The organism is Amycolatopsis sp. VS8301801F10, from assembly GCF_046195355.1.
In the GTDB taxonomy this organism is placed as follows: Bacteria; Actinomycetota; Actinomycetes; order Mycobacteriales; family Pseudonocardiaceae; genus Amycolatopsis.
Genome location: NZ_CP176065.1, coordinates 4,707,370 through 4,731,834, shown reverse-complemented (window position 1 = coordinate 4,731,834; position 24,465 = coordinate 4,707,370). Strand labels below are relative to the sequence as shown.

Genomic DNA, 24,465 nt, shown 5'->3' with positions numbered 1-24,465 from the left:
GGCGGCTCAGCCTCCGGAACCGCCGGAGAACGCCGCGATCCGTGCCGCGCGCCGTCCCGCCACGGCCTTGCGCAGCGCGGGAACCACTGGTCCGGCGAGCTTCTCCAGTTCCTTCAGCCGGTCGCTGTGCCGGCGCGCGTCCGAGCGGGACATCCCGGCTCCAGACGCCGCGGCCAGGGTGGCCAGCGCGGCGGTCGAGGCGTCCACTTCGGACAGCGGGGCGGCCAGGGCGTGATCGAGCCGGGCGTGCGCGTCGCGGACTCGCGCCGGGTCCGAAGGCGCCAAAACCTTGCGATGCAAGAAAGAACTGCTGCCCTCTTCGAGCAGACCCGCCGCGGAGAGTTGCGTTTCCAGCGACTGCAGCGTGTCGTTCTTTCCGCGGCGCAGCAGCGCTCGCCACGAGGCCGGCTTGTGCGCGCGGAGGTCGGCGAGCAGATCGTCGAGCAGGAGGTCGCCGGTCGGTTCCGCGCCGGTCGGTTCGGCTTGGCCGCGCTGGTCGCGCAGATTGCCGCGCAGCACCAGGTCGGTCATCGCCGCGGCGCGGACCAGCAGGGCCGCGCGGGAACGGCGGGAGACCGGGCCGCCGCCGGGGTCGCAGGCGAGGAAGTAGGCTCGCGCGGGCAAGGAATCGCTCATTGTTTCTTCACCTCGGGCCAGATCGTTTCCCAGGATTGCTTCCGCCCGGTGTACAGCCACATCAGTCCGGGCACCACTTCAGTCACCGAGGAGAAGTACGGGCGCAGCAACGCCGGGTCGAAGCCCGCGAAAAGCACGTTCCTCGCGGAATCCGGCGGCCGGTCGAAGTACCAGTATCCTCGGTGTCCACTGTAGACATCGTCGATCCCGTACCGCGGCCCGTAGTATTCCACGGCCGCGGCGAACGGGTAGATTTCCCCGTATACCGCGGTTTCCCGGCGCACTCCCTCGGGCAGCGACCGATACGCCTGCCCGACGCCGTCCGCCAGCTGCTGCTGCGCGGTCTCCCCGGCCGCGAACACCGTGCCGAGTGGAAACGGGCCGAACGAGGTGGCTTTCATCGACGCGGGCCACACCGGAAGCCCGGCAATGGTGACCGCGGCCGAAAGCGCGAACGCGATTCCCGCCGGGATTTTCCACCACCGCACCAGATTCCGCCGGGAAAGCTCTGTCGCGGCGGCGGCGAACGGCAGCGAATACAGGCTCATCAAATAGTACGAGCGGCCGTGCGTCCCGACGATCACTGCCACGACCAGCAGCAGCGCCACCGCGAGGTACCGGTACGGCGCCAAGTCCGGAGAACGGAACAGCCGCCACATCCCGTACAGCAGCGCCAGCACGCCGATGCCCATTCCCGCGCCGAGCAGACCGTCGCGCGCGAAGGCGAGGTAGCCGGGGAATTCGGCCGCGACGACCTCGCTCATCCGCGCGTAGGCCCAGCCGTGCGCGGCTTGCCAGAACAGCGTCGGCAGCGTGGCCACGACGGCGATCAGCGCGCCCAGCCACAATTTCGGCCGGGACACCAGCTGACGCGGTCCGAGGACGAGCGCGGACCCCAGCACCGCCGCCCACAGCGCGGGGATCAGGAATTTCGTCTGCAATGACACCGCGGTGACCACTCCGGCCCAGACGAGCAGGCCGTCGCGCCGGGTCCGGGTCCAGCGCACGAGCAGGAACACCACGAGCGTCCAGAAGAACGGGTCCAGCGCGTACGTGGCGACCCAGTGGCTGATGATGATCAGCCCTGAAGTCGCATACGCCCCGGCCGCCATCACCTGCGCCCCGCGACCGCCGCCGAGTTCGCGGGCGGTCAGCGCGGTCACGACCACCCCGGCTCCGGCCGCCAGCGCCATCGGCAGCCGCAGCGCGAACAGCGAACCGGGGAACCACTGGTCGAGCGTGCCGGCCAGCAGCGGGACGAGCGGCGGCTGGTCGAAATACCCCCAGGTCAGATGATCTCGACCGGCCACGAGGAAGTACAGCTCGTCGAATCCGTGCGCGTACCGGGTGCTCGTCGCCGCCAGCAGCGCGACGGCGGCCGCCGCGACCGCCAGCACCGGCAGCCGGGCGAACCGCGGGATTCCTTCGCTCGTCATGGCGCCGAGTCCACCGCGCCGGGCGGGTGCGGCGTAAGCGTGCTCGGTAGCGACTCGCAGCGACGAAAGTGGATCAATTCCAGCGCATCCGCAACTTTCGGCGGCAGCCGCCCCGCCCGGGCGGTGCGGATCGGGCGCGGCCGGGCGAACGACCGGATACCGTGGCCGGGTGACCAGCATGCGCCGTCCGTGGCCGCGGTCGACCGACTGGCTCTGGCTGGGCGGCACCGCGCTGGTGTTCGCCTGTCTCGACTTCGGGCTTTTCCTCGCCTCGGGGCCCACCACCGGTTTCCTCGGGCCGTACGCGACGCTCGTGCTCGAAGTCGTCTGCGACGCGTCCCTGCTTCTCCTGGCGCGCTTCCCGAACGGCGTGGCCGGTCTGCTGATCGCGGCCTCGCTGGCGATGCTGGCGTCCGACCTCTTCTCCCCCGGCCTGCTCGTGCCGACCAGCCAGCCGACGCTGATGACCGTCCCCACGATCACGCCGATCGTGCTGGCGCAGCTCGTCCGGCAGCTGGACCGGCGCCGGGTGCTGTGGATCGCCGGATTCCTCGCGCTGCTGGCGACGCGACCGTGGAATCCGGCCTGGAACACGACGCCGTTCGGCTTGCTGAGCACCGCGCTGCCGGTGGCGATCGCGCTGTATTTCGAGGCGCGGCGGCAGTTGCTGAGCTCGCTGCGCGACCGGGCCGAACGGGCGGAACGCGAGCAGCATCTGCTCGCCGAACAGGCGCTGGCGGCCGAGCGGCGGCGGCTGGCGAGCGAGATGCACGACGTCGTCACGCACCGGTTGAGCCTGATGGTGCTGCACGCGGGCGCGCTCGGCGTGACGTCGCCGGACCCGGCGGTGAAATCGGCCGCCGAGGACATCCGGCGCGAGGGGGCGCACGCGCTGGACGAGCTGCGCGACCTCGTCGGGGTGCTGCGCAACGGCACCGGGATCGAGCCGCCGGTGCCGAATCCGCCGCTGCCGGGCGAGGTGGCGGACCTGGTCGCCGAATCGGTGGCGGTCGGGATCGCGACCGAGCTTTCCGTGACCGGCGACCGGACGTCGGTGTCGCCGACCGTCGCGCGCACCGCGTACCGCGTGGTGCAGGAGGCGCTGACCAACATCCGCAAGCACGCGCCGGGCTGCTCGGCGACGGTTTCGCTGCGCTATCACCCGGGAGGACTGGACGTGGCGGTCGCCAACACTCCCGCGACGCGGCCGCCGGACGCGGCGCTCGCGGGCACCGGCTCCGGCGCGGGGCTGAGCGGGCTGCGCCAGCGGGTCGAACTCGTCGGCGGGACCTTCGAGGCGGGGCCGCTGCCCGGCGGCGGGTTCAAGATCGGTGCCATACTGCCCGCCTACGTCCCGACCACGGAAGGTGCTGCCCGGTGATCACGGTCGTGGTGGCCGACGACGAGCCGATGGTGTGCGCGCACCTGCGCACGATCCTCGGCTCGGCCGGCGACATCGAGGTAGTCGCGCAGGCGCGGGACGGCGCGGAGGCGGTCGAGGAAGTAGTCCGGCACCGGCCCGCGGTGGTGCTGATGGACCTGCGGATGCCCGGCGTGGACGGGCTGGCCGCGATCGAGCGGATCTGCGCGCTGCCGGAACCGCCCGCGGTCGTCGCGCTGACGACGTTCGACGCGGACACCTACGTCATCCGCGCCCTCCGCGCGGGCGCGGCCGGGTTCCTGGTGAAGTCGACGCCGCCGGAGGACCTGATCGGCCTCGTGCGCGTGGCGGCGGACGGGCACACCGTGCTGTCGCCGTCGGCCGCGCGACGGTTGGTCGCCTTGTCGGCGGACGGCCAGCGCCGCGACGACGAAGCCCGCCGCCGGACCGCCGGGTTGACCGAACGGGAGCGGGAAGTGCTGGCGTGCCTGGGCGAGGGACTGTCCAATGCGGACATCGCCGGGCGGCTGCACCTGGCGGAGGCGACGGTGAAGAGCTACGTGTCGCGGATGCTGGTGAAGCTCGACTGCACCAACCGGACGCAGGCCGGGCTGCTGGCGCACGAGGCGGGGCTCGTGGGCCGTTAGGCCGCAACCGGCCGAGCTCGGACGGGCACACCGGGTTGCCGCCGTCCGCCGCTTGGTCGCGCGGTCGCAAGCGGGCATCGCTGCCCGGCTGCACGAAGAGGCCGGGTTCGTCGGCCGTTGGGTCGCCAACCGGCCCAGCTCGGACGGGCACACCGGGTTGCCGCGCGCCGATGGGTCGCGCGGTCGCAAGCGGACATCGCTGCCCGGCACGAACCGGAGACGGGCTCGTCGGCCGTCAGGTCATTTCAGCAACGAGCCCAGCCGCTGCGCTGACGCCACCACCAAGCGGCCCAGTTCGTCCGGGTCCGGGGCCTCGAACAGCGACAGCCCGATGCTCGTGCCCGGGGTGTCGCGACCGGTCGGCACCACCGCGGAGATCCCGGTGATTCCCGGCGCGATCTCCCCCACCGACACCGCGTAGCCGCGGGCCCGGGCGCGGGTGATCTCCTCGCGTTCGCCTTCCACCGGCGGTTCCGCCGCGAGCAGCGCGAGCCCGGCCGATCCGCGGCCGATCGGGTCCAGCTGGCCGCTGCGGAACGACACGTGCATCCGGGCCTGGCGCGGTTCCACGATCATCAGCATCCGCACCTGCTCGGCGTTTTCGCGGACCACCAGGTGCGCCGACGCGCGGCCGGCGTCCGAAAGCTCCTCCAGCACCGGGCGCGCGAGCGTGCGCAGGTCCTGTTCCACCGGCTCGGCCAGGCGCACGAGACCGGCGCCGAGCGAGATCCGCTTGAACCGGTCGCGGCGGCAGAGGTGGTGCGCCTCCAGCGTGCGCACCAGCCGGTGCGCGACCGTGCGGTGCACGCCGATCCCCTCGGCGATCTCGGTCATCGTGAGCCCCTGCGGATGCTCCACCAGCAGCTCCAGCACCTGAAGCCCGTGGCTCAGCGTCTTCGACGTCCCCGATTCGGACACACGACTCCCTTGACGACAGCTTGTCCGGCGACCTACTGTTCCTTCATATCGCACGGTGCGTGCGAATATAGCACGTTTGCCGCTCCCGGCAACTCCCCTGCGGATCGAGGTTGAGGACATGGGCGAAGTCCCCGTCGAGGACGTGCTGGCGGTGCATCAGCTCTACGGCCGCCAGAGCCACGCCATCGACTCCGGGCAGGCCGCGCGCTGGGCCGCCACGTTCACCGCGGACGGGGAGTTCGTCTCGCCCAGCTATCCGGAACCCGCCGTGGGCGCCGCCGCGCTGACCGCGTTCGCCGAGCGGTTCCACGCCGGATGCGTCGAGTCCGGCGAACGGCTGCGGCACGTGGTGTCCACAGTGGAAGTCCAAACCGGACAGTCCGAGGATGCCTTGCGAGCGCTGGCTTATCTGCAGATCGTCGGGACGCCGGAAGGCGGTTCCCCGCGGCTGCACCGGCTCACCGTGCTGGACGACGAACTCGTGCGCACCGCGGAAGGCTGGCGCGTGCGCCGCCGCACCGTGCACCGCGAGCCCTGACCACGTCGTGAGTGTTTATCCCGGTTCTAACCGGCATAAACACTCACGACACCCAACCCGCCCCCCACCTTCACGAGGAGCCCCATGCCCACCCCCCTTCCCCCTCTCACCCCCTCCGGCCCCGGCCGGGTGCTGCACCAGCCCGCGACCGCGCGGTACCCGGAGATGCCGGGCAAGGTCGCCGTGGTCACCGGCGCGGCGCGCGGCATGGGCGCGCGGTTCGCGGCCGCTCTCGCCACCCGCGGGGTGCACGTGGTGGGCGGCGACCTCGACGCCGCCGCGATGACCGCCACCGCCGACGAGCTGACCGCCGCGCTGGCCGCCGAGTCCATCGAGGACAAACCAGGCCGGATCGTCGCGTCCGCTTTGGACGTCACCCGCGCGCAGGACCACGTCGCGCTCGCCCAGCGCGTGGTCGACGAGTTCGGCCGCATCGACTTCTGGGTCAACAACGCCGGGATCTTCCCCTACGCCGAGGTCCCGGACATCACCCCGGAGCAGATCCGCTCGACGCTTGCGGTGAACGTCGAGGGCGTGCTGTTCGGCGCGCAGGCCGCGGCCGCGCGGATGGAACCGGGCAGCGCGATCGTCAACATGGCGTCGGTGTCCGCGGTCCGCGTGCGCAAGGGCCGCGCGGCGTACTGCAGTTCGAAGGCCGCGGTCGCGCACCTCACCGAATCGCTCGCGGTGGAGCTCGGCGACCAGGGCATCCGGGTCAACGCCATCGCGCCGGGCTACATCGACACCGAGATGACGCGCTGGATCCAGGACGACGCGCCCGCGCTGGCGAAGGCGCTCGACGCGGTGCCGCTGCACCGGATCGGCTCGCCGGAAGAGGTGTGCGGCGTGCTGCTGTTCCTGCTTTCGGACAGCTCGCGGTACGTGACCGGGCACAGCCTCGCGGTCGACGGCGGCTCCCGGCATGTCTGACGCCACCGAAGCCGTGCGCTACCCGGACGTCGTGCTCGTGACGGGCGCGGCGAACGGGATGGGCGCGCAGCACGCCCGCGCGCTCGGCGAACGCGGCGTGCACGTCTGCGTCGCGGATTTCGCCGGGGCGGACGAAATCGCGGACGAGATCCGCGCGGCGGGCGGGGCGGCGACCCCGTACCCCTTGGACGTCGTCGAACCAGCACAGTGGACTCGCGTGCTCGACCGGATCCGCGCCGAGCACGGTTCGCTCGGCGGGCTCGTGAACAACGCCGGGATCTCGCGGCGGCTGGAATTCCAGGACACCACCGCCGAGGTCTGGGACCGGGTGCTCGCGGTGAATCTGTCCGGGCCGTTCCACGGAATGCGCGCGGCCGCGCCGCTGATGCGCGATTCGGGCGGCGGTTCGATCGTGAACATCTCGTCGATCTCCGGCCAGATCGGCTACTTCTCCCCCGCCTACTCGGCGAGCAAATGGGGGCTGACCGGATTGTCGAAGTCCGCCGCGGGCAATTTCGCGAAGTGGCGGATCCGGGTCAACTCCGTCCATCCCGGACTGGTCGACACCGGGCTGCTGGCCGGAGCGGACGCGTTCGTCAAGTCCGCTGTGGACAGTGTGCCCGCCGGACGGATGGCCGACCCGAAGGAAATCACCGACACGGTGCTGTTCCTGTTGTCGGACCGGTCCACGTATCTGACCGGGAGCGAGGTCACGGTGGACGGCGGTCTCGTCTCGAACGGTCTCTACCATCGCATTCTCGCCGAAACCGGAGGTGATCTCGGATGAGCGTCGACACGGACGTCGTGGTGATCGGCGGGGGCGGCGCGGGCCTGGCCGCGGCGGTGTCCGCGGCCGAGCACGGCGCCTCGGTGCTGCTGTTCGAGTCGGAGAAGGAACTCGGCGGCTCGACCCAGCTGTCCGCGGGCATGCTCACCGCGGCCGGCACGAGCGTCCAGCGCGAACTGGGCATCGAGGACACGCCGGAGCGATTCTTCCAGCACTACCTCGACCTCAACCAGTGGCGGCTGAAACCCGGTCTGCTCAAGACTTTCTGCCGCGAGGCCGGGCCCGCCGTCGAATGGCTGATCGGGCTCGGCGCGGAAATCCCGGCGAAGGTGTCGCACGACGCGCACACGCCGGGCCTGACCCGCGCGGGCGTCGAGGACGTCTGGCGCGGGCACGTGCCGAAGGACCAGGGTTACGGCCTCGTCCAGGTACTCGACCGCGCGCGTCGCAAAGCCGGGGCCGAAGCGGTGCTGAACACCCGCGTCGAACGGCTGCTCGTGGAGGACGGCCGGGTCGCCGGCGTGGTCGCGGACGGCATCGAGGTCCGCGCGAACTCGGTGATCGTGACCAGCGGCGGGTTCGCCCAGGACCCGGCACTGCGCTCGCGGTACTACCCGGACGCGGACGCGGCGGGCGAGGATCTGTTCGTCGTCGCCGCGCCCGGCTCCCGGGGCGACCACTTCGCGTTCGGCGAGCAGGTGTCCGCGTCGATCACCGGCGAGGGCTGGGGATTGCTGCTGCCGACCGCGTACTTCCAGCGCCTGCACCACTGGCAGTCCGGTTTCCCGCCGCGCTCGCGCGTGCTGGTGAACGCGCACGGCCGCCGGTTCATGGACGAGGACGCCTCCTACGCGGTGTCCAGCGGCATCATCTCCGCGCAGGACGGTCCAGTGTGGATGGTCTTCGACGACCGAGCGCGCCGCGACCTTCCGCCGGGCTATGCGCATTGGAATGCCGACCACGTACTGTCCGAAGCGGACGCCGGCCGCACCCTCCGGGCCGGCACCCTGGAGGAGCTGGCGGGCAAGATGAACGTGCCCGCCGCCGCCCTCCAGGCCACTGTGGACAGATGGAACGCCCAGCTCCCCGCCGGCGAGGACCCGGAGTTCCTGCGGCACGAAACGCTCTCCGCCAAGGGCGCGACCGAACCGCCCGCGAAAATCGCCACCGGACCGTTTTTCGCCGCCCGCACGCTGCCCGCCGAACTGGTCTGCACGCACGCCGGGCTGGAGATCGATTCCGGCGCGGCGGTGCTGGACGTCCGCGGCGAACGCGTGCCCGGGCTGTTCGCCGCCGGCGAGGCCGGGGCCGGAGTGCTCGGCTTCCGCTACGTCGGCGGCGGCAACGCGGTCGCCAACGCCGTCACCATGGGCCGCATCGCCGGCCGTTCCGCCGCTGCCTGATCCGACCGACTTGCCAATCCAGCCACAAGAAGGCCGCCCCTCGGGACGCAACATTTGCCGCAAAGCCATTAGGCCGCGGCTGTGGCCGGACCGGCAACGATCACCACAGTACTGCTCACCGTCGAGGAGAACCCCATGTCCGTCCCCGCCGCAGCCGCCACCACGGCGGACTCCCCGCTGGCCAGACGCACCGTGCGCAAGGTCGGCGTCCGCGTCATGCCGATCGTCCTGCTGCTCTACATCTTCAACTACATGGACCGGGCGAACATCGGCTACGCCCAGCTCGGCATGGCCAAGGAACTCACCATCACGGCCGCGACGTTCGGCGTCGCGTCGGCGATCTTCTTCCTCGCCTACGTGGTGTTCGAGGTCCCCAGCAACATGATCATGAAGAAGGTCGGGGCCCGGCTATGGCTCAGCCGGATCGCGGTCAGCTGGGGCATCGTGACCGTGCTGACCGGGTTCGTCGCGAGCGTGACGCATCTGATGATCGCGCGGATCCTGCTCGGCATCGCCGAGGCGGGCCTGTTCCCCGGGCTGCTGCTGTACTTGACCTTCTGGTTCCGCGGCAAGGAACGCGGCCGGGCCATCGCGACGCTCGCGCTCGCGCAGCCCATCGCGCTGATCGCCGGCAGCCTGTTCGGCGGCTGGATCCTCGACCACGTGCACTGGTTCGGCATGAGCAGCTGGCAGTGGGTGTTCATCCTGCAGGGCGCGCCCGCCGTGCTGATCGGCCTGCTCACCTTCTTCTACCTGCCGAACAAGCCCGCCGACGCGAAGTTCCTGACCGCCGAGGAAAGCTCCTGGCTGCAGGCCGAGATCGACCGCGAGTACGTGCCCGAGGAGAAGGAAACCTTCCTCGGCCAGCTGCGCGCGGTGCGCGACGGCAAGGTGCTGCTGCTGGCGATTTCCAACCTCTTCATCGCCTGCGGCCTGTACGGGCTGACGTTCTTCCTGCCGCTGATCGTGAAGCAGCTCGACCCGAAGTACTCCTCCACCAACATCGGCCTGCTCGGCGCGATCCCGTACGTGGTCGGCGCGGCCGGCATGCTGCTGCTCGCCCGCAACTCCGACCGCACCGGCGAGCGCAAGGGCCACGTGATCGGCACCGTGCTGGTCGCGGCGCTCGGGTTCTTCGGCGCGATGCAGTTCAAGACCGTGCCGGCGCTGTCGCTGATCAGCCTCTCGCTGGCGGCGATCGGCGTGCTCGGCTACCTCGCGCCGTACTGGGCGATGGCCGCGCGGGTGCTGTCGAAGGAGCACACGGCGGTCGGCCTGGCCGCGATCAACTCGATCGCCGCGCTCGGCGGGTTCTTCGGGCCGTACGCGATCGGGCTCGCGGCCACCGAAAGCGACGTGACGATCGGACTGTACTTCCCGATCGGCTGCCTGGTCGTCGCCGCGGCGATGCTGGCGTTCCTGAAGGTGCCGCGCGACGCCGGCGCCCGCGGGAAGAAGTAGTTTCGAGTTTGATTATCCCGGCGGCGCGGCTACAGTGCTGTCCATGCAGGACCCCGCCGCGCCGCCGGACCCGGACTCGCTCGACTTCTGGTCGTTCATCGCGCTGGCCAACCGCAGGCTGTCCGAGGAATTCGGGTTCCGTCACCAGCTCGCGACCGAGGTGCTGCTGACGCTGAACCGGGCGTCGAACCTGGTCACCTACGACCTCGAATCCGCCGTGCACCGGCCGCGCGGGCGGTCGTGGTCGGCGTTCCGGGTGCTGTTCGTGGTGTGGCTGGCCGGGCCGCTCGAGCCGTCCGCCGCCGCGCGGCTGGCCGGGATGAGCCGGGCGGCCGTGTCGAATCTGGCGAAAACCCTGGTCAGCGAGGGGTTGCTGACGCGGACGCCGGGCGAGACGGACGGCCGTTCGGTGCGGCTTTCGCTCACCGAGGCCGGGCACGCCGAGATGCTCGAGGTGTTCGAGGCGCAGAACGAACGCGAGGCCGGGTGGGTCGAGGTGCTCACCGAGGCCGAACAGCGCGTGCTGGTGCTGCTGCTGGACAAGCTCATCTCCGGCCGGGCCGGGTTCGCGACCCGGCGCTGACCCTTTCCCCCGGCCAGCTCGTGGACTACGCTGGCCGGAAAGTAGTACATACTTTGATTACTTCGCGCCGAGGAGGCGACCCATGGCCTACTACCGCAGCGCGGGCAGCATCCCGCCTAAGCGGCACACCCAGCACCGCACGCCCGAAGGCGGGCTCTATTCCGAGGAGCTGATGGGCGAAGAGGGCTTCTCCTCCGACTCGTCGCTGCTCTACCACCGCGGCATCCCGTCGGCGATCGTGGACGCGACGCCGTGGGAGCTGCCGGACCAGACGCTCACCGAGAACCGGCCGCTCAAGCCGCTGCACCTCAAGCTGCACACGCTGTTCCCCGGCCAGGAGTGGAAGAGCGCGGACGTCGTCAACAACCGCCGGCTCGTGCTCGGCAACGGCGACGTGCGCATTTCCTACGTCGCCGCCGGCGAGGCTTCTCCGTTGTACCGCAACGCGATCGGCGACGAATGCGTGTACGTCGAGTCCGGCGAAGCGGTCGTGGAGACGGTCTTCGGCGCGCTGCCCGCCCGCACCGGCGACTACGTGATCCTCCCCCGCGCCACCACGCACCGCTGGGTGCCGAAGGGCACGGAACCGTTGCGCGCCTACGTGATCGAGGCGAACTCGCACATCGCGCCGCCGAAGCGCTACCTGTCGCGGTACGGCCAGTTGCTGGAGCACGCGCCCTACTGCGAACGCGACCTGCACGGCCCGGCCGAACCGCTGCTCGTCGAAGGCACCGACGTCGAGGTCCTGGTGAAGCACCGCGGCTCGCGCGGCGTCGTCGGCACGCGTTACGTGTACCCGACGCACCCGTTCGACGTGGTGGGCTGGGACGGCTGCCTCTACCCGTACACGTTCAACATCTCCGACTTCGAGCCCATCACCGGCCGCGTGCACCAGCCGCCGCCCGTGCACCAGGTCTTCGAGGGCAACAACTTCGTCATCTGCAATTTCGTGCCGCGCAAGGTCGACTACCACCCGCTCTCCATCCCGGTGCCGTACTACCACTCCAATGTGGACTCCGACGAGGTGATGTTCTACTGCGGCGGGAACTACGAGGCGCGCAAGGGCTCCGGCATCGGCCAGGGCTCGATCAGCCTGCACCCCGGCGGGCACAGCCACGGCCCGCAGCCGGGCGCGGTGGAACGCTCGATCGGCGCGGAGTTCTTCGACGAGCTGGCGGTCATGGTCGACACGTTCCGCCCGCTGGAGATCGGCGAGGGCGGCCACGCGAGCGACGACCCCGGCTACGCCTGGACCTGGGCAGGACGGGGACCGCAGTCGTGACCGACGCATTGACCCGGGGCCTGCTGGACGACGCGGCGGTCTTCCCGCCCGGCCTCGCCCCGCTGCCGGACGCCGTCGCCGCGCACGACCGGCACGCCTCCGCCGAGTACGCCGCGATGGTCGGCCCGCTGGTCGTCGCGGCCTCCGGGCTGGCCGAACTGGCCGAGGTCGTCGCGGGCCGGGAAACCGCCCTGCCGCTCACCGTGACGCTGCCCGCCGGGCCGGACGGGATCGCCGGCGTGCTCAAGGCCGTCGACGGACTGCCGGTGTCGGTCGAATCGCTGGAAATCGCGGTGCCGCAAGGAATGGGCGTCGCCGAGTTCCTGTCCGCAGTGGACGGTTGCCCGGTCCCGGTCGCCGTGGAGATCCCGCGCGACGAACGCCGGATCCCGTTGCTGCAAGCGCTTTCCGGCACTCCGTACAAGGCGAAGTTCCGCACCGGCGGCACCTCGGCCGAGTACTACCCGGACGAAGCCGAACTCGCCGCCGCGATCCGCGCCGCCGCCGAAGCGGGCGTGCCGTTCAAGGCAACCGCGGGCCTGCACCACGCGATCCGCAACACCGACCCCCACACGGGCTTCGAACAGCACGGCTTCCTCAATCTCTTGCTCGCCGCCGAGGCGGTCGACCGCGGCGCCGGGGACGAGGAAGTCGTTGCGCTGCTTGCGGAACGCGATGCCCAGTCCGTCGCCGACCGCATTCGCGCCCTGGCCCCGGAACGCCTGGCCGCGGCCCGCGCCCAGTTCACCTCGTTCGGGACCTGCAGCATCACCGACCCGCTCACCGAACTGACAGACCTAGGCCTGATCGGAGCCACCGCATGACCGTGCTCGACATTCCCGCCGGCTCCCCGTTCGGCGTCGAAAACCTGCCGTACGGCGTCTTCTCGGCAGGAGGCGGCAGCCCCCGGGTGGGCGTGCGCGTGGGCGAGCACGTGCTGGACCTGTCGATCGCGCTCGGCGACGCGGTGTTCGCCGAGCCGACGCTGAACGCCTTCATGGCGCAGGGTTACGACCGCTGGGTCGAGGTCCGCACGCGGCTGCAGTCGCTGGTGACCGGCGAGGTGCCCGCCGAAGCGGTGCACGCGGTCTCCGACGTTCAGCTGCACCTGCCCATCGAAGTCGCCGACTACGTGGACTTCTACGCCTCGGAACACCACGCGTCGAACGTCGGCCGGTTGTTCCGTCCGGACGCGGAACCGTTGCTGCCCAACTGGAAACACCTCCCGGTCGGCTACCACGGCCGCTCCGGCACGGTCTACGTGTCCGGCACCGACGTGGTCCGCCCGAGCGGCCAGCGCAAGGGCGAGGACGGCCCGGTCTTCGGCCCGAGCACCCGCCTGGACATCGAGGCGGAGCTGGGCTTCGTCGTCGGCGCGGGCACTCCGCCCCACACGCCGATCCCGCCGGACGACTTCCCGCGCCACGTTTTCGGCGCGGTCCTGCTGAACGACTGGTCCGCCCGCGACATCCAGGCCTGGGAGTACGTGCCGCTGGGCCCGAACCTGGGCAAGAGCTTCGCGACGTCGATCTCGCCGTGGGTGGTCCCGATCCTGGCGCTGGCCGAGGCCCGGGTGCCGCTGCCCGGCCAGACGTCGCCGGAACCGCTGCCCTACCTGCGGGAAACGTCGCCGTGGGGCCTGGACATCACGCTCGCGGTGGAGTGGAACGGCCAGGAGGTGGCCCGTCCGCCGTACCGGGAGATGTACTGGTCGCCCGCGCAGATGCTGGCGCACCTGACCGTCAACGGCGCCTCCGCCCGCACCGGCGACCTCTACGGTTCGGGCACGATCTCCGGAGCGGACCCGGCGGAACGCGGCTCGTTCCTGGAACTCTCCTGGGGCGGCCGGGACCCGGTGACCGTCAACGGCGAATCCCGGACCTTCCTCCAGGACGGGGACGAGGTCGTCATCACCGGCGAGGCCACCGCGAGCAGCGGCGCGAAACTGGGCTTCGGCGAGGTCCGGGGCCGCATCCTCCCCGCGCAGTAGCCCCACCGCCCAGCCGAGGCCTCGTGAGCGGCAATCCCGGTTAGAACCGGGATTGCCGCTCACGACCCGCCGCCGCTTACTCCGCGACCGGAGCCCCCGTCTTCTCCCGCACCTCGTCAAGGGAAACCCCAGGCGCGAGCTCGACCAGCTTCAGCCCGTCGTCCGTCACATCCAGCACGGCCAAATTGGTGATGATCCGATTCACCACTCCGGCCCCGGTCAGCGGCAGAGTGCACTTCTCGACGATCTTGGGCGTCCCGTCCTTCGCGGTGTGATCGGTGATGATCACCACCCGGCGAGCCCCGGCGACCAAATCCATCGCCCCGCCCATTCCCTTGACCAGCGCGCCGGGAACAGTCCAGTTCGCCAGATCCCCGTTGGCCCCCACCTGCAACGCCCCGAGCAGCGCCAGATCGATGTGCCCGCCGCGAATCATCGCGAACGACTCCGCGGAATCGAACAAACTGGCCCCGGGCTGCAAAGTGACCGTCTGCTTCCCGGCGTTCACCAGGTCCGGGTCTTCCTCGCCCTCCCAGGGAAACGGCCCCAGCCCGAGAATCCCGTTCTCGCTGTGCAGCGTCACCTGCACCCCGTCCGGAATGTGGTTCGCCACCTGGGTGGGAATCCCGATCCCGAGGTTCACGTAATCGCCGTCCCGGAGCTCGCGAGCCCCGATCTTGGCCATTTCCTCCCGACTCCAGCTCACGCCGACGCCTCCTCGCGCACGCGGACAGTCCGCTTTTCGATCTGCTTTTCCCGCTCGGCCGCCTGAATCAGCCGCTGGACGTAAATGCCCGGCGTGATGATCCGCTCCGGGTCGAGGTAGTCGTCCGAGATCTGCTCGGCCTCGGCGATGGTCACCTTGCCGCAGGTGGCGACGAGCGGGTTGAAGTTCCGCGAGGCGTACCGGTAGACCAGGTTCCCGGCCGGGTCCGCGACGTAGGCGTGCACCAGCGAAAGGTCGGCGACGATCCCGCGCTCCTGCACGTAGGTGACGCCGTCGAACTCGGCGTGCGGCTTGCCCTCGGCGATCGGCGTGCCGACGCCGGACTTGGTGTAGAACGCCGGGATGCCCGCGCCGCCCGCCCGCATCCGCTCGGCGAGCGTGCCCTGCGGGGTGAACTCGACCTCGACGGTCCCGTCGAGGTACTGCTGCGCGAACAGCTTGTTCTCGCCCACGTACGACGCGATCACCCGGCGCACCTGCCGGTTCTCGAGCAGGATGCCGAGCCCGGCCCCGTCGACTCCCATGTTGTTCGAGACGATCGTCAGATCGCGCACGCCGGAGTCCCGGACCGCCTCGATGAGGTCGTTCGGGTTCCCGGTGAGGCCGAAGCCCCCGACCGCGATCGTCAGCCCGTCCTCGAGCAGCCCGTCGAGGGCCTCCGCGGCGCTGCGGTACTTCGTCGGCACGGCATCCTCTCCACTTCGTTCGGTGAGTGGTCAGTCCCCGCATACAACCCAGCGCAGGGGAAACGGGTCAACCGACACGCCGGGATCCCCGGCAAAGCTCTCGCGCACCGAACACCCGCGCCCGATGCGTCCGCTGAGCGGACGTACCCTCGATCCGTGCCCACCTCGCCTCCAGACCACGTCGTCGGACGGGTGTCCGCGGTCCTGCGCGCATTGTCCACCCACCGCGACGGAGCGTCGACCTCTCAGCTGGCGCGCCAGTGCGGCCTCGCCCGGCCGACGGTGCACCGGCTGCTCGCGTCGCTGGCCGCCGAGGGCTACGTCGACCGCGACCGGCAAACCGGCCGCTGGTACCTGGGCCCGGAGCTGTACCTGCTGGGCGAGGCGGCCGCCCCGCGCTACGACGTGACCCAGCAGGCGCGCGCGAGCGTCCACCGGCTGGCCGCGGCCACCGGGGAGAGCGCGTTCTTCTCCGCCCGCCGCGGCAACGAGACGGTCTGCCTGCTGCGCGAGGACGGCGACTTCCCGATCCGGTCGTTCGTGCTGTACGAGGGCGCGCGCTTCCCGCTGGGCGTGGTGTCGGCGGGGCTGGTGGTGCTGTCGATGCTGCCGGACCGGGAGGTCGAGGAGTACCTGTCCACAGTGGACCTGACGGCCGAATGGGGCCCGGCGCACCGGGCGGAGGACGTGCGCGCCCGGATCGCGCGGACGCGAGAGGACGGGTATGCGACCAATCCCGGGCTGGTGGTCGAGGGAAGCTGGGGAATGGCGGCGGCGGTGTTCGACCCGGCTGGGGAACCGGCCTGGGCGTTGACGCTGACCGGGGTGGAGTCGCGGTTCCGGGAGGAGCGGCGGGCGGAGCTGGGGGCGTTGCTGCTCAAGGAGGCGCATGCCCTGACGAACGTGCTGCGGCAGCCCTCGTGAGTGCTGATCACGGTTAGAACCGCGATCGCCGCTCACGAGGCGGTAGCGGCGTTCTCCGCGTCGTAGGCCGCTCGCGCCGCCGTCACCTGGTCCATGTTCTGGCGGGCCCACCGGTCCAGCAGTTCCAGCGGTTCGGCGAGGTTGCGGCCCAGCTGGGTCAGTTCGTATTCGACTTTCGGCGGGATCACCGGGTACGCCGTGCGGACGAGGATGCCGTCGCGGACCAGGCTGCGCAGGGTCTGCGTCAGGACCTTCTGCGAGATGCCGTCGACGCGCTTGCCGATCTCGGTGAAGCGCAGCGGGCCGTCGGTCAGCGCGCCGACGATCAGCACCGTCCACTGGTCGCCGATGCGGTCGAGCAGCTGGCGCGTCGGGCAGTCGCGGTCGTACGGGTTTCCGAGCACGGCGGCCTCCTCACTCTCCGCTAGAGAGTAACACTCCCCCGGGTCGGCAAGCTTTACCGAACCCGAACACTTGTCCCACACCCCTCGTACACCCGCGCGCGACGGTGGTCGGCAGACCATCGACCCGGGAGGACGACAACGATGCGAGGAACGAAGCGGCTGGCACTGGCGGGCTGCGGGATCGCGGCCGGACTGCTCGTGGCCGCGCCGATCGCCAGCGCCGACACGCAGGCGCCGGCTCCGGTCACGCTGAGCCCGCAGGAGGTGCAGCAGATGTGCACCGCCTGGGTGCCGAAACTGCGCAAACAGGCCCAGAACCTGACCAACCGGATCAACGGCGGACCGGAGGTTTCCGGCTCGGTCGCGAATCTCAAGGCGCGCGCGAACGACGCCCGCACCAAGGGTCACGCCGCACAGGCCGACCGGCTGCAGAAGCGGGCGGACAAGCGGCAGAGCCGGCTCGGCGAGCTGGCGGACGCGACGAAGCAGCTCGACGCGTTCACCGCGGCGCACTGCCAGGCGCCCAAGTGAAGCGGCTGCTCGTGCTCGCCGCCGCGGCTGCCGTCGTCGGGCTCGGCTGCGTGGCGTGCGACAACGGTTCCGCGCCGTCGCCGGACGGCGATTTGAGCAGCATCCAGTCCACGCTGGACTCGATCCAGTCCGAGATGGCGGGCGACGGGCAGCGGTGACGCGCGTACCGTTTCCCCCGACGCAGTCGGCCGGAGGAACGGGAGCCCGCATGGGGTCAGCTGGCCGCGGTCTCGTCCTGGTCGTGGAGGACGAGACCGCGATCGCCGAACTCGCCGCGCTGTACCTTCGGCGCGACGGGTTCGGGGTCAAGGTCGAGCCGGACGGGGCGCAGGCGCTCGCGGCGATCCGCCGGGTGCGGCCGGTCGCCGTGGTGCTCGACATCGGACTGTCCGGAATGGACGGCATCGAGATCTGCCGAGCGCTGCGCGCGGCGGGCGACTGGACGCCAGTGCTGTTCGTGACGGCCCGCGACGATGAGCTGGATCGCTTGCTGGGGCTGGAAATCGGCGCGGACGACTACCTCACCAAACCGTTCAGCCCCCGCGAACTCGCCGCCCGGGTACGGACGGTGTTGCGTCGCGCGTCCGGCAGTCCGGCCACGACGCTGGCTTGCGGCGGCGTGCGCGTCGATGTCCCCGGCCGCCGCGTCTGGGCAGGCGAGGCTGAAGTCGCGCTGACCTCCACCGAATTCGATCTGCTCGCCTACCTTTTGCGGCACCCCGGCCAGGTGCTTTCGCGGGATCAACTGCTCAGCGCGGTCTGGGGCTATGCCGCCGCGGCCGGGACCCGCACGGTGGACGTGCATGTCGCGCAGCTGCGGGCAAAACTCGGCGACGACAGTCCGATTCGGACAGTGCGCGGCATCGGCTACGCGGCGGACGGATGAAAGGCACGCTCGCGCTCCGGATCACCGTGGTGTGCCTGGCGGTCGCCGGAATCGCGGTGCTCGTGGCCGGGCTGGTCGCGTCCAGATTGGTCCGCACCACCGCGGATTCGGTGCTGCAGCAGTCGTTGCGGGACCAGGCCGACGTCATCGCCGGGCAGCTCGACGACACCGGCATCGGCAACCGGCTCGCGCTCGGCAAGGCGGCCGCGGTCGTGCGGGGGCAGGGCATCGAGGTCGTCGTGCACCGGGTCAGCGGCCAGAATTCCGGACCGGCGACCGCGGTGCGCGCGGCGGAACGGGCCGGGCTCGAGTCCGGAAAGGACCGTTCGGCGCGGGTCGCGATCGGCGGGGTCGACTACCTCGTGGAAGTGCGGCCGGTCGGACCGCAAGCCGCGTTCGCGCTCGTGCAGCCGGTGCGCAGCGCCGAAGCGACGCAACATGCGTTGCTGCGCAACATCCTGCTGGCGCTGGGCATCGGCCTGCTCGTCGCCGCCGTCGCCGGTTACGTCTCCGGGCGTTGGCTCGGCCGCCCGCTTCGCCGTGCGGCCGCCGCCGCGGGCAGCCTCCGGGCCGGTCGACGCGACGTCCGGGTGCCGGTCGAGGGTCCCGCCGAGGTCGCGCAAGTCGCGGGTTCGCTGAACGAACTCGCCGACGCGCTGGCCCGCAGCGAAGCCCGGCAACGCGAATTCTTGCTGTCGGTGTCGCACGAACTTCGCACCCCGCTGACCGCGGTGACCGGTTTCGCGGAGGCGATCGCCGACGGGGTCGCCGAGGGCCCGGACGCGCGCCGCGCCGGGGAAACGATCCACCGCGAGGCGCAACGCCTGGAACGGCTGGTGTCCGACCTGCTGGAACTCGCCCGTCTCGGCGCCGACGAATTCCAGCTCGACCTGGGCCCGCTCAACCTCGTCGCGCTGGTCCGGGACTGCGCGGAGGTGTGGCAGCTGCGCTGCGCCCGCGCGGACGTCCCGCTCGCGGTGCAGTCTCCCCCGGGAACCGCCCTGGTCATCGCCGACGCGCGACGGCTGCACCAGGTCGTGGACGGCCTGGCGGAGAACGCTTTGCGCGTCACGCCCGCGGGTGCGCCGATGGTGTTCGCGCTGACGGTCGCGGACGGGCACGCACACCTGTCGGTCCGGGACGGCGGGCCGGGGCTGGCGCCGGAGGACTACCCGGTGGCGTTTGAACGCGGGGTGCTCAACGCGCGGTACCGCGACAGCCGCCCGGTCGGGTCCGGCATCGGGCTGGCGCTGGCGCACGGGCTGGTGACGCGGATGGGCGGGACGCTGACGGCTGGGCCCGCGCCGGAAGGCGGAGCGGCGTTCACGATCACCCTGCCGATGGCCGACTAAGCGAGGGCTCAGTTGGAGGTCGTCAGCGGGTCAATTCACGCACCCGCTCGCCGTCAGCTTCGGCTGCGTCGGGGACCCCGCGGCCTGGTCCTGGCGCTCGGCCGCAGCGCGCTCCCGCACACCAGCTCAGTTCACGCAACCACCCGCTCGCCGTCAGCTTCGGCTGTGCTGGGGTCCCCGCGGCGTGGTCCTGGCGACCGGCCGCACCACCTTCCCGCACACCAGCTCAGTTCACGCAACCACTCGCCGTCGTCAGCTTCGGCTGTGCCGGGGTTCCCGCGGGAGGAGTCGGCGTCGTCGTCTCCGCGATGGGCCGCACCGCGCCGGCGTTCGCGGGCTGGCGGGCCGTGCTCGGATCCGGGGTTTCTCCGGAGGCCGCGACGTCCGGCGAGCTGATCTGCGTCTGCACGAATTGCCGCACCTGAGCCGGATCCACCTTCACCGCGTCGCCGTCGGACGGGGTGGCCAGCGAGAGGCTCTGCACCGGGATCGTGCCGAACGCGATCGCGCCCGAGCTGAGGCCGTGCAGGCGCTGGGCGAAGCTCAGCAGGTCCCAGCCCTGGTCGAGGGTGACCGAACCTTCCAAAGCGTCCACCAGGGACGAAAGCCGCGCGGGATCGGCGAGGGTGCCGGAGCCCAGGACAGTCTTCGCCATCGCCGACATGAACGCCTGCTGCCGCGCGATCCGGTCCAGGTCGCCGCCCGGCAGGCCGTGCCGCTGGCGGACGAAGGCGAGCGCCTGCGTACCGGAGACGGTCTGCGGTCCGGCGGGGAAATCCGCGCCGGAGAAGGGATCGTGCACCGGCGCTTTGAGACACACCTGCACTCCGCCGACCGCCTGGCTCAGCGCGGCGAACCCGGCGAGATTGACCGCGGCGTAGTGGTTGATGGTGAGCCCGGTGAGCTTCTGCACCGCGGCGATCGCCGACCTCGCCCCCGCCTCGTCCGCGGCCACCTCCAGCGCCGGGCCGCTCATTCCTTGCTGCGCAAGCTTTCCCCGTTGATCGGCCCGCGCCCGGCTGTACGCGGAATTGATCTTGTGCTTGCCGTAACCCGGAATGTCCACATAGGAATCACGCGGAATGGAAATCGCGGTGGCGGCCGCCCCGCCTGCCGGGACGTGCACGACGATCATCGTGTCGGTGGTATTGCCGCCGTCGTCGCCCCCGCCCGCGTGCAGCGCGTCGAGCACGTTCTGCGGCAACGGCGTCCCGTCCGGCTTGGTGCGCGAATCGAGGCCCACCAGCAAGATGTTCTGCGCGACCGTGAGCGGCTCCCCGGCCGGGGTGTCCGGAACCCGCGCGGAGGGCGCGATGACGTCCGCGGTGACGAGACTCGTGTCCAGCCGGTGCAGTTGCGACCACGCGAATCCGGTGGCGCCCAGCACCAGGGTGGACACCACCCCCAGCACCGCACGGCCGCCGATCCGGCGGCCCCGGGACGTGATCAGCACGGCCGGTTCCTCGCTTCCCCGGGGACGGATTTCGACCCCCGCGTCCGAGGATCACCGCGTTAGCTGGGAATAGCCTGAGAAACCTGTCGCGAAGATGTGATGCTGCCCGTTCGGCCGAGCGCGCCGCGACAGCCGGTATCCCTTCGGGCACAGGGAGTTCAGCGCGGCATCCGCCGCCACACCGCGCGCGGCACGAACCGCATCGCCGCGAACACCAAGCGCAACACGCCCGGCACCCACACCACTTCCCGGCGCCGGCGCAACGCGGCCACAGTCGCGTCCGCGACCTGGTCGGCGGTGCTGGAGAACGGCGCCGGCGACATTCCTTCGGTCATCCGGCCGATCACGAAGCCCGGACGCACGAGCAGAAGGTGCACGCCGGTGCCGTGCAGCGCGTCGGACAGTCCCGAGGCGAAGCCGTCGAGCCCCGCTTTCGCCGAGCCGTACACGTAGTTCGCGCGCCGCACGCGGATCCCGGCGACCGACGAGAAGACGACCACGTTTCCAGACCCCTGCGCGCGCAACAGTTCCGCCGTGTGAGTGAGCACCGACACCTGAGCGACGTAATCGGTGTGCACGATCGCGGTGGCGTGCGCGGCGTCGGTCTCCGCACGGGCCTGGTCGCCGAGGATGCCGAACGCCAGCACCACCGTCTCGAGCGGACCGTGCTCTTGGAGGACGCGATCGAGCAGCGGACGGTGCGCGGAGAGGTCGTCGGCGTCGAAATCCTCGGTCACGACGGTCTCCGCGCCCGCCTCGCGCAAGGCGGCCGTCTGCTCGCTCAAATCCGCGCCCGGCCTCGCGGCGAGCACGAACCGCCGTGCCCCGCCCCGCGCCAGCCGGACGGCCACCGCCATCCCGATTTCGCTGCGTCCGCCTAGTACCAGCACCGTTCCGCTCACGAGGGGTGAGTCTGCCAGTCCGATCTCTGGGCGGCCCGAGTGCCCTGATTCACAAACTGCAACTTTGCAGACTCTGCAATATCTCGCTACCCTGACTCAGTGCCCCCTCCCGGCCTGCGCGAGCGCAAGAAGCTCGAAACCCACCGCACCATCGCTCTCGCCGCGCTCCGGCTGATCGACGAGCGTGGTCTGGACCAGGTGACTGTCGACGACATCGCCGCCGAAGCGGGCGTGTCCGCGCGGACGTTCTTCAACTACTTCGCCGTCAAAGAAGACGCTGTGCTGCTCGCGTACGCCGATCACGCGGAGCGGGCCGAGCAGACGATCGCCCGGTTCCTCGCGCAGCCGGAAGGCGTCGGGGCCTTTCCCGCGTTCATCGCGACCGTCCGGGAAGACCTCGCCGACATCGAGCGGGACCGCGACGAGTGGCTGACCCGGCTGCGCATCATCCACGGCGATCCGTCGCTGCTCATCCGCGCGACGACGCTCAACTCCGGCTCTCGCGGTCCGATGATCGCCGCCATCGCCCGGCGTTCCGGCACCGACGCGGAGAAGGACCTGTTCCCGTCGCTGCTGCTGGCGGTGGCGGGCGGAGTGCTCAACACCTCGCTCAGCAGGTGGGCCGCCCGGAACGGGGCCCAGCCGCTGCTCGAGATTTTCGACGAGGCCGCCGCGGCCGCTGCCGCCGGCCTGCCCGACCCCCGCTGAACTCCCCCGAGTCTTCCCGAGTCCGGAAAGGACTGTCATGTCCCTGTCCACCGCGGCGTCGCCCGCGCCGTCCCCGGCGATGAGCCACCGGCAAGTGCTGCAGGCGATGTCCGGCCTGATGATGGGCATTTTCGTCGCCATCCTCGCGTCCACTGTGGTCGCGAACGCCCTGCCGCGGATCGTGTCCGAGCTGGGCGGCAGCCAGTCGTCCTACACCTGGGTCGTCACCACCGAACTGCTCGCGATGACCGCGACTGTCCCGCTCTGGGGCAAGCTTTCCGATCTGTACAACAAGAAACTGCTGATCCAGCTCTCGCTCGGGCTGTTCGTGGTCGGCTCGCTGGTGGCCGGTCTCGCGCAGAACATCGACGTGCTGATCCTCAGCCGGATCGCCCAGGGGATCGGCGGCGGCGGGCTCACCGCGCTCGCCCAGGTGATCATGGCGGCCATCGTTTCGCCGCGCGAACTGGGCAAGTTCTCCGGCGTCTTCGGCGCGGTCTTCGCCGTCGGCACCGTGGCCGGGCCGCTGATCGGCGGCGTCCTCGTGGACACCTCGTGGCTCGGCTGGCGCTGGTGCTTCTTCCTCGGCGTGCCGTTCGCGCTCGCCGCGATCCTGTTGCTGCAGCGCACTTTGGACCTGCCGACGCTGCGCCGTGAGGTGCATGTCGACTACCTCGGCGCGTTCCTGATCATGCTCGGCGTTTCGACGCTGCTGGTGTGGTCGTCGCTGGCCGGCTCGACCTTCGCCTGGGGTTCCTGGCAGACCGCGGTGCTCGTGCCCGCCGGCGTGCTCGTGCTGGTGCTCGCGGTGTGGGTCGAGTCGAAGGTGCGCGAGCCGGTCGTGCCGCTGGCGCTGTTCCGCAACCGCACGGTCACGCTCGCCACCGTCGCGAGCTTCCTGGTCGGCGTCGCGATGTTCGGCGGCACCGTGTTCCTGTCGCAGTATTTCCAGCTGGCACTCGGCAAATCGCCGACGGTGGCCGGGTTGATGAGCCTGCCGATGATCTTCGGCCTGCTGGTCTCGTCCACCGTGTCCGGCCAGCTGATCAGCCGCACCGGCCGGTGGAAGCCGTTCCTGCTGCTCGGCGCGGTGCTGATGACGGCGGGCCTCGGCCTGCTCGGGCTGATCGACGCGCACACCTCGGTGGCGGAGCTGAGCCTGTTCATGCTGGTGCTCGGCGTCGGCGTGGGCATGCTCAACCAGAACCTGGTGCTGGTGACGCAGAACGACGTGCCCGCCGCCGACCTCGGCGCGGCGACCTCGACGCTGTCGTTCTTCCGCAGCCTCGGCGGGTCGATCGGGGTGAGCGCGCTCGGCGCGGTGCTGGCCAGCCGGGTCGGCACGCTCGTCGCCGAAGGCCTCGGCCCGGCCGCGGCGGGCGGTTCCGGCGGCGGGAAGGTGCCTGACCTGGCGCAGCTGCCCGCGCCGGTCGTGGCGGTGATCCGGGACGCCTACGGCATCGCGACGAGCGACCTGTTCCTGATCAGCGCGCCGATCGCGCTGCTCGTGGTGGTCGCGGTGGCGTTCCTGAAGCACCTGCCGCTCAAGACGAAGAGCGGGCTGGAACGGCTGGCCGACGAGGCCGCCTGAGCTGCCGTCGCCCCGGTTTCCCGTTCGACGACCGCGGCACCGCGGTCGTCGAACGGGAAACCGCCGAACTGGCGTTCCTCGCCGCCGTCCAGGTGCTCCCGCTGCGGCTGCGCGACGTGCTCGATCGGTCCGCAAAGGACACTGCCGAACCGCATCGGACAGTACGACCGCGGCCGAAACGGGGCTGCTGCGGAAGTGCGGGCGCTAGCCGTGGTTCGACAGTCGCAATCGGACTCGATCCGCGCTCGCCGGATAACTGCGCGGACCGGGCGAATCGGTTTATCGCGCTTTCGCGCGGGCCGCGTCCTC

General features: G+C 70.9%; 26 protein-coding genes. 18 read left to right on the top strand and 8 right to left on the bottom strand.

All coding sequences use genetic code 11. The features are described 5' to 3' along the window. Nucleotides 1–6 precede the first annotated feature (6 nt). Entirely contained in the window at nucleotides 7–636 is a 630-nt protein-coding gene (locus F9C11_RS22575; RefSeq protein WP_409179344.1) for a GPP34 family phosphoprotein, read from the bottom strand. Continuing rightward, nucleotides 633–2,072 (bottom strand): ArnT family glycosyltransferase, encoded by a 1,440-nt coding sequence (locus F9C11_RS22570; RefSeq protein WP_409179343.1) that lies wholly within the window; start codon nucleotides 2,070–2,072, stop codon nucleotides 633–635. The genes F9C11_RS22575 and F9C11_RS22570 overlap by 4 nt, the downstream gene beginning before the upstream one ends. Before the next feature lie 178 nt (nucleotides 2,073–2,250). Here F9C11_RS22570 and F9C11_RS22565 point away from each other — a divergent pair, with 178 nt between their 5' ends. Together F9C11_RS22565 and F9C11_RS22560 are read left to right on the top strand one after the other, a co-directional pair. After that, nucleotides 2,251–3,453 (top strand): sensor histidine kinase, encoded by a 1,203-nt coding sequence (locus F9C11_RS22565; RefSeq protein WP_409186952.1) that lies wholly within the window; start codon nucleotides 2,251–2,253, stop codon nucleotides 3,451–3,453. Then, entirely contained in the window at nucleotides 3,450–4,100 is a 651-nt protein-coding gene (locus tag F9C11_RS22560) for a response regulator (protein WP_409179342.1), read from the top strand. The genes F9C11_RS22565 and F9C11_RS22560 overlap by 4 nt, the downstream gene beginning before the upstream one ends. A 240-nt stretch (nucleotides 4,101–4,340) precedes the next feature. Here F9C11_RS22560 and F9C11_RS22555 read toward each other — a convergent pair whose 3' ends face one another. After that, nucleotides 4,341–5,018 (bottom strand): IclR family transcriptional regulator, encoded by a 678-nt coding sequence (locus F9C11_RS22555; protein ID WP_409179341.1) that lies wholly within the window; start codon nucleotides 5,016–5,018, stop codon nucleotides 4,341–4,343. A gap of 118 nt (nucleotides 5,019–5,136) precedes the next feature. On the opposite strand from F9C11_RS22555, the gene F9C11_RS22550 reads away from it, so the two are divergent. The 9 genes from F9C11_RS22550 (at nucleotide 5,137) to fahA (ending at nucleotide 13,992) form a co-directional block, all read left to right on the top strand. Then, nucleotides 5,137–5,556, top strand: coding sequence for a nuclear transport factor 2 family protein (locus tag F9C11_RS22550; protein WP_409179340.1), 420 nt, complete (start codon nucleotides 5,137–5,139; stop codon nucleotides 5,554–5,556). A gap of 84 nt (nucleotides 5,557–5,640) precedes the next feature. Then, complete coding sequence (locus tag F9C11_RS22545) at nucleotides 5,641–6,486, top strand: SDR family NAD(P)-dependent oxidoreductase (RefSeq protein WP_409179339.1); 846 nt, start codon at nucleotides 5,641–5,643, stop codon at nucleotides 6,484–6,486. After that, on the top strand, nucleotides 6,479–7,273 hold the full coding sequence (locus F9C11_RS22540; protein WP_409179338.1) for an SDR family NAD(P)-dependent oxidoreductase: 795 nt from the start codon (nucleotides 6,479–6,481) through the stop codon (nucleotides 7,271–7,273). The genes F9C11_RS22545 and F9C11_RS22540 overlap by 8 nt, the downstream gene beginning before the upstream one ends. After that, nucleotides 7,270–8,676 (top strand): FAD-dependent oxidoreductase, encoded by a 1,407-nt coding sequence (locus tag F9C11_RS22535; RefSeq protein WP_409179337.1) that lies wholly within the window; start codon nucleotides 7,270–7,272, stop codon nucleotides 8,674–8,676. Before F9C11_RS22540 ends, F9C11_RS22535 begins: the two co-directional genes overlap by 4 nt. 135 nt (nucleotides 8,677–8,811) lie before the next feature. Continuing rightward, nucleotides 8,812–10,137 carry an MFS transporter gene (locus tag F9C11_RS22530; RefSeq protein WP_409179336.1) on the top strand — a complete coding sequence of 442 codons (1,326 nt, stop codon included), beginning with the start codon at nucleotides 8,812–8,814 and terminating at the stop codon, nucleotides 10,135–10,137. A gap of 43 nt (nucleotides 10,138–10,180) precedes the next feature. Next, nucleotides 10,181–10,720 carry a MarR family winged helix-turn-helix transcriptional regulator gene (locus F9C11_RS22525; protein WP_409179335.1) on the top strand — a complete coding sequence of 180 codons (540 nt, stop codon included), beginning with the start codon at nucleotides 10,181–10,183 and terminating at the stop codon, nucleotides 10,718–10,720. 82 nt (nucleotides 10,721–10,802) lie between these two features. Then, the gene (locus F9C11_RS22520; protein WP_409179334.1) at nucleotides 10,803–12,002 is read left to right on the top strand and encodes a homogentisate 1,2-dioxygenase; all 1,200 of its coding nucleotides are present in this window, start codon (nucleotides 10,803–10,805) and stop codon (nucleotides 12,000–12,002) included. Continuing rightward, nucleotides 11,969–12,826: a hypothetical protein gene (locus tag F9C11_RS22515; RefSeq protein ID WP_409186951.1), complete on the top strand. Its 858-nt coding sequence runs from the start codon at nucleotides 11,969–11,971 to the stop codon at nucleotides 12,824–12,826. The genes F9C11_RS22520 and F9C11_RS22515 overlap by 34 nt, the downstream gene beginning before the upstream one ends. Beyond that, nucleotides 12,823–13,992, top strand: coding sequence for a fumarylacetoacetase (fahA, locus tag F9C11_RS22510; RefSeq protein ID WP_409179333.1), 1,170 nt, complete (start codon nucleotides 12,823–12,825; stop codon nucleotides 13,990–13,992). The genes F9C11_RS22515 and fahA overlap by 4 nt, the downstream gene beginning before the upstream one ends. 76 nt (nucleotides 13,993–14,068) lie before the next feature. Here fahA and F9C11_RS22505 read toward each other — a convergent pair whose 3' ends face one another. Further along, nucleotides 14,069–14,698, bottom strand: coding sequence for a CoA transferase subunit B (locus F9C11_RS22505; protein ID WP_409179332.1), 630 nt, complete (start codon nucleotides 14,696–14,698; stop codon nucleotides 14,069–14,071). Next, nucleotides 14,695–15,405 (bottom strand): CoA transferase subunit A, encoded by a 711-nt coding sequence (locus tag F9C11_RS22500; RefSeq protein WP_409179331.1) that lies wholly within the window; start codon nucleotides 15,403–15,405, stop codon nucleotides 14,695–14,697. Before F9C11_RS22500 ends, F9C11_RS22505 begins: the two co-directional genes overlap by 4 nt. A 156-nt stretch (nucleotides 15,406–15,561) precedes the next feature. Between F9C11_RS22500 and F9C11_RS22495 the strand changes: the two genes are divergently transcribed. Then, nucleotides 15,562–16,329 (top strand): IclR family transcriptional regulator, encoded by a 768-nt coding sequence (locus F9C11_RS22495; protein ID WP_409179330.1) that lies wholly within the window; start codon nucleotides 15,562–15,564, stop codon nucleotides 16,327–16,329. Nucleotides 16,330–16,361: 32 nt separating this feature from the next. On the opposite strand, the gene F9C11_RS22490 is transcribed toward F9C11_RS22495, so the two are convergent. After that, nucleotides 16,362–16,733, bottom strand: coding sequence for a winged helix-turn-helix transcriptional regulator (locus F9C11_RS22490; RefSeq protein ID WP_409179329.1), 372 nt, complete (start codon nucleotides 16,731–16,733; stop codon nucleotides 16,362–16,364). A gap of 141 nt (nucleotides 16,734–16,874) precedes the next feature. Here F9C11_RS22490 and F9C11_RS22485 point away from each other — a divergent pair, with 141 nt between their 5' ends. Genes F9C11_RS22485 through F9C11_RS22470 form a run of 4 tightly spaced genes read left to right on the top strand, consistent with a single transcriptional unit; the run spans nucleotide 16,875 to nucleotide 19,502 of the window. Then, nucleotides 16,875–17,264 carry a hypothetical protein gene (locus tag F9C11_RS22485; RefSeq protein ID WP_409179328.1) on the top strand — a complete coding sequence of 130 codons (390 nt, stop codon included), beginning with the start codon at nucleotides 16,875–16,877 and terminating at the stop codon, nucleotides 17,262–17,264. After that, nucleotides 17,261–17,422: a hypothetical protein gene (locus tag F9C11_RS22480; protein WP_409179327.1), complete on the top strand. Its 162-nt coding sequence runs from the start codon at nucleotides 17,261–17,263 to the stop codon at nucleotides 17,420–17,422. The genes F9C11_RS22485 and F9C11_RS22480 overlap by 4 nt, the downstream gene beginning before the upstream one ends. A 50-nt stretch (nucleotides 17,423–17,472) precedes the next feature. Then, nucleotides 17,473–18,150, top strand: a complete 678-nt coding sequence (locus F9C11_RS22475) for a winged helix-turn-helix domain-containing protein (protein ID WP_409179326.1) — start codon at nucleotides 17,473–17,475, stop codon at nucleotides 18,148–18,150. Further along, entirely contained in the window at nucleotides 18,147–19,502 is a 1,356-nt protein-coding gene (locus F9C11_RS22470; RefSeq protein ID WP_409179325.1) for a sensor histidine kinase, read from the top strand. Before F9C11_RS22475 ends, F9C11_RS22470 begins: the two co-directional genes overlap by 4 nt. 226 nt (nucleotides 19,503–19,728) lie before the next feature. On the opposite strand, the gene F9C11_RS22465 is transcribed toward F9C11_RS22470, so the two are convergent. Beyond that, a complete protein-coding gene (locus tag F9C11_RS22465; protein ID WP_409179324.1) occupies nucleotides 19,729–20,955 on the bottom strand; it encodes an LCP family protein in 1,227 nt (408 codons plus the stop codon). Between the two features lie 158 nt (nucleotides 20,956–21,113). Beyond that, entirely contained in the window at nucleotides 21,114–21,857 is a 744-nt protein-coding gene (locus tag F9C11_RS22460; RefSeq protein WP_409179323.1) for an SDR family NAD(P)-dependent oxidoreductase, read from the bottom strand. 99 nt (nucleotides 21,858–21,956) lie between these two features. On the opposite strand from F9C11_RS22460, the gene F9C11_RS22455 reads away from it, so the two are divergent. Then, nucleotides 21,957–22,565, top strand: coding sequence for a TetR/AcrR family transcriptional regulator (locus F9C11_RS22455; RefSeq protein WP_409179322.1), 609 nt, complete (start codon nucleotides 21,957–21,959; stop codon nucleotides 22,563–22,565). Nucleotides 22,566–22,602: 37 nt separating this feature from the next. Beyond that, a complete protein-coding gene (locus F9C11_RS22450) occupies nucleotides 22,603–24,156 on the top strand; it encodes an MDR family MFS transporter (protein ID WP_409179321.1) in 1,554 nt (517 codons plus the stop codon). Nucleotides 24,157–24,465: the final 309 nt, after the last annotated feature.

Bases quoted from the DNA above. Each gene is read 5' to 3' on its own strand.
- F9C11_RS22575 (WP_409179344.1), bottom strand. From the start codon at position 636: ATGAGCGATTCCTTGCCCGCGCGAGCCTACTTCCTCGCCTGCGACCCC.
- F9C11_RS22570 (WP_409179343.1), bottom strand. From the start codon at position 2,072: ATGACGAGCGAAGGAATCCCGCGGTTCGCCCGGCTGCCGGTGCTGGCG.
- F9C11_RS22565 (WP_409186952.1), top strand. From the start codon at position 2,251: ATGCGCCGTCCGTGGCCGCGGTCGACCGACTGGCTCTGGCTGGGCGGC.
- F9C11_RS22550 (WP_409179340.1), top strand. From the start codon at position 5,137: ATGGGCGAAGTCCCCGTCGAGGACGTGCTGGCGGTGCATCAGCTCTAC.
- F9C11_RS22545 (WP_409179339.1), top strand. From the start codon at position 5,641: ATGCCCACCCCCCTTCCCCCTCTCACCCCCTCCGGCCCCGGCCGGGTG.
- F9C11_RS22540 (WP_409179338.1), top strand. From the start codon at position 6,479: ATGTCTGACGCCACCGAAGCCGTGCGCTACCCGGACGTCGTGCTCGTG.
- F9C11_RS22535 (WP_409179337.1), top strand. From the start codon at position 7,270: ATGAGCGTCGACACGGACGTCGTGGTGATCGGCGGGGGCGGCGCGGGC.
- F9C11_RS22530 (WP_409179336.1), top strand. From the start codon at position 8,812: ATGTCCGTCCCCGCCGCAGCCGCCACCACGGCGGACTCCCCGCTGGCC.
- F9C11_RS22525 (WP_409179335.1), top strand. From the start codon at position 10,181: ATGCAGGACCCCGCCGCGCCGCCGGACCCGGACTCGCTCGACTTCTGG.
- F9C11_RS22520 (WP_409179334.1), top strand. From the start codon at position 10,803: ATGGCCTACTACCGCAGCGCGGGCAGCATCCCGCCTAAGCGGCACACC.
- fahA (WP_409179333.1), top strand. From the start codon at position 12,823: ATGACCGTGCTCGACATTCCCGCCGGCTCCCCGTTCGGCGTCGAAAAC.
- F9C11_RS22485 (WP_409179328.1), top strand. From the start codon at position 16,875: ATGCGAGGAACGAAGCGGCTGGCACTGGCGGGCTGCGGGATCGCGGCC.
- F9C11_RS22475 (WP_409179326.1), top strand. From the start codon at position 17,473: ATGGGGTCAGCTGGCCGCGGTCTCGTCCTGGTCGTGGAGGACGAGACC.
- F9C11_RS22470 (WP_409179325.1), top strand. From the start codon at position 18,147: ATGAAAGGCACGCTCGCGCTCCGGATCACCGTGGTGTGCCTGGCGGTC.
- F9C11_RS22450 (WP_409179321.1), top strand. From the start codon at position 22,603: ATGTCCCTGTCCACCGCGGCGTCGCCCGCGCCGTCCCCGGCGATGAGC.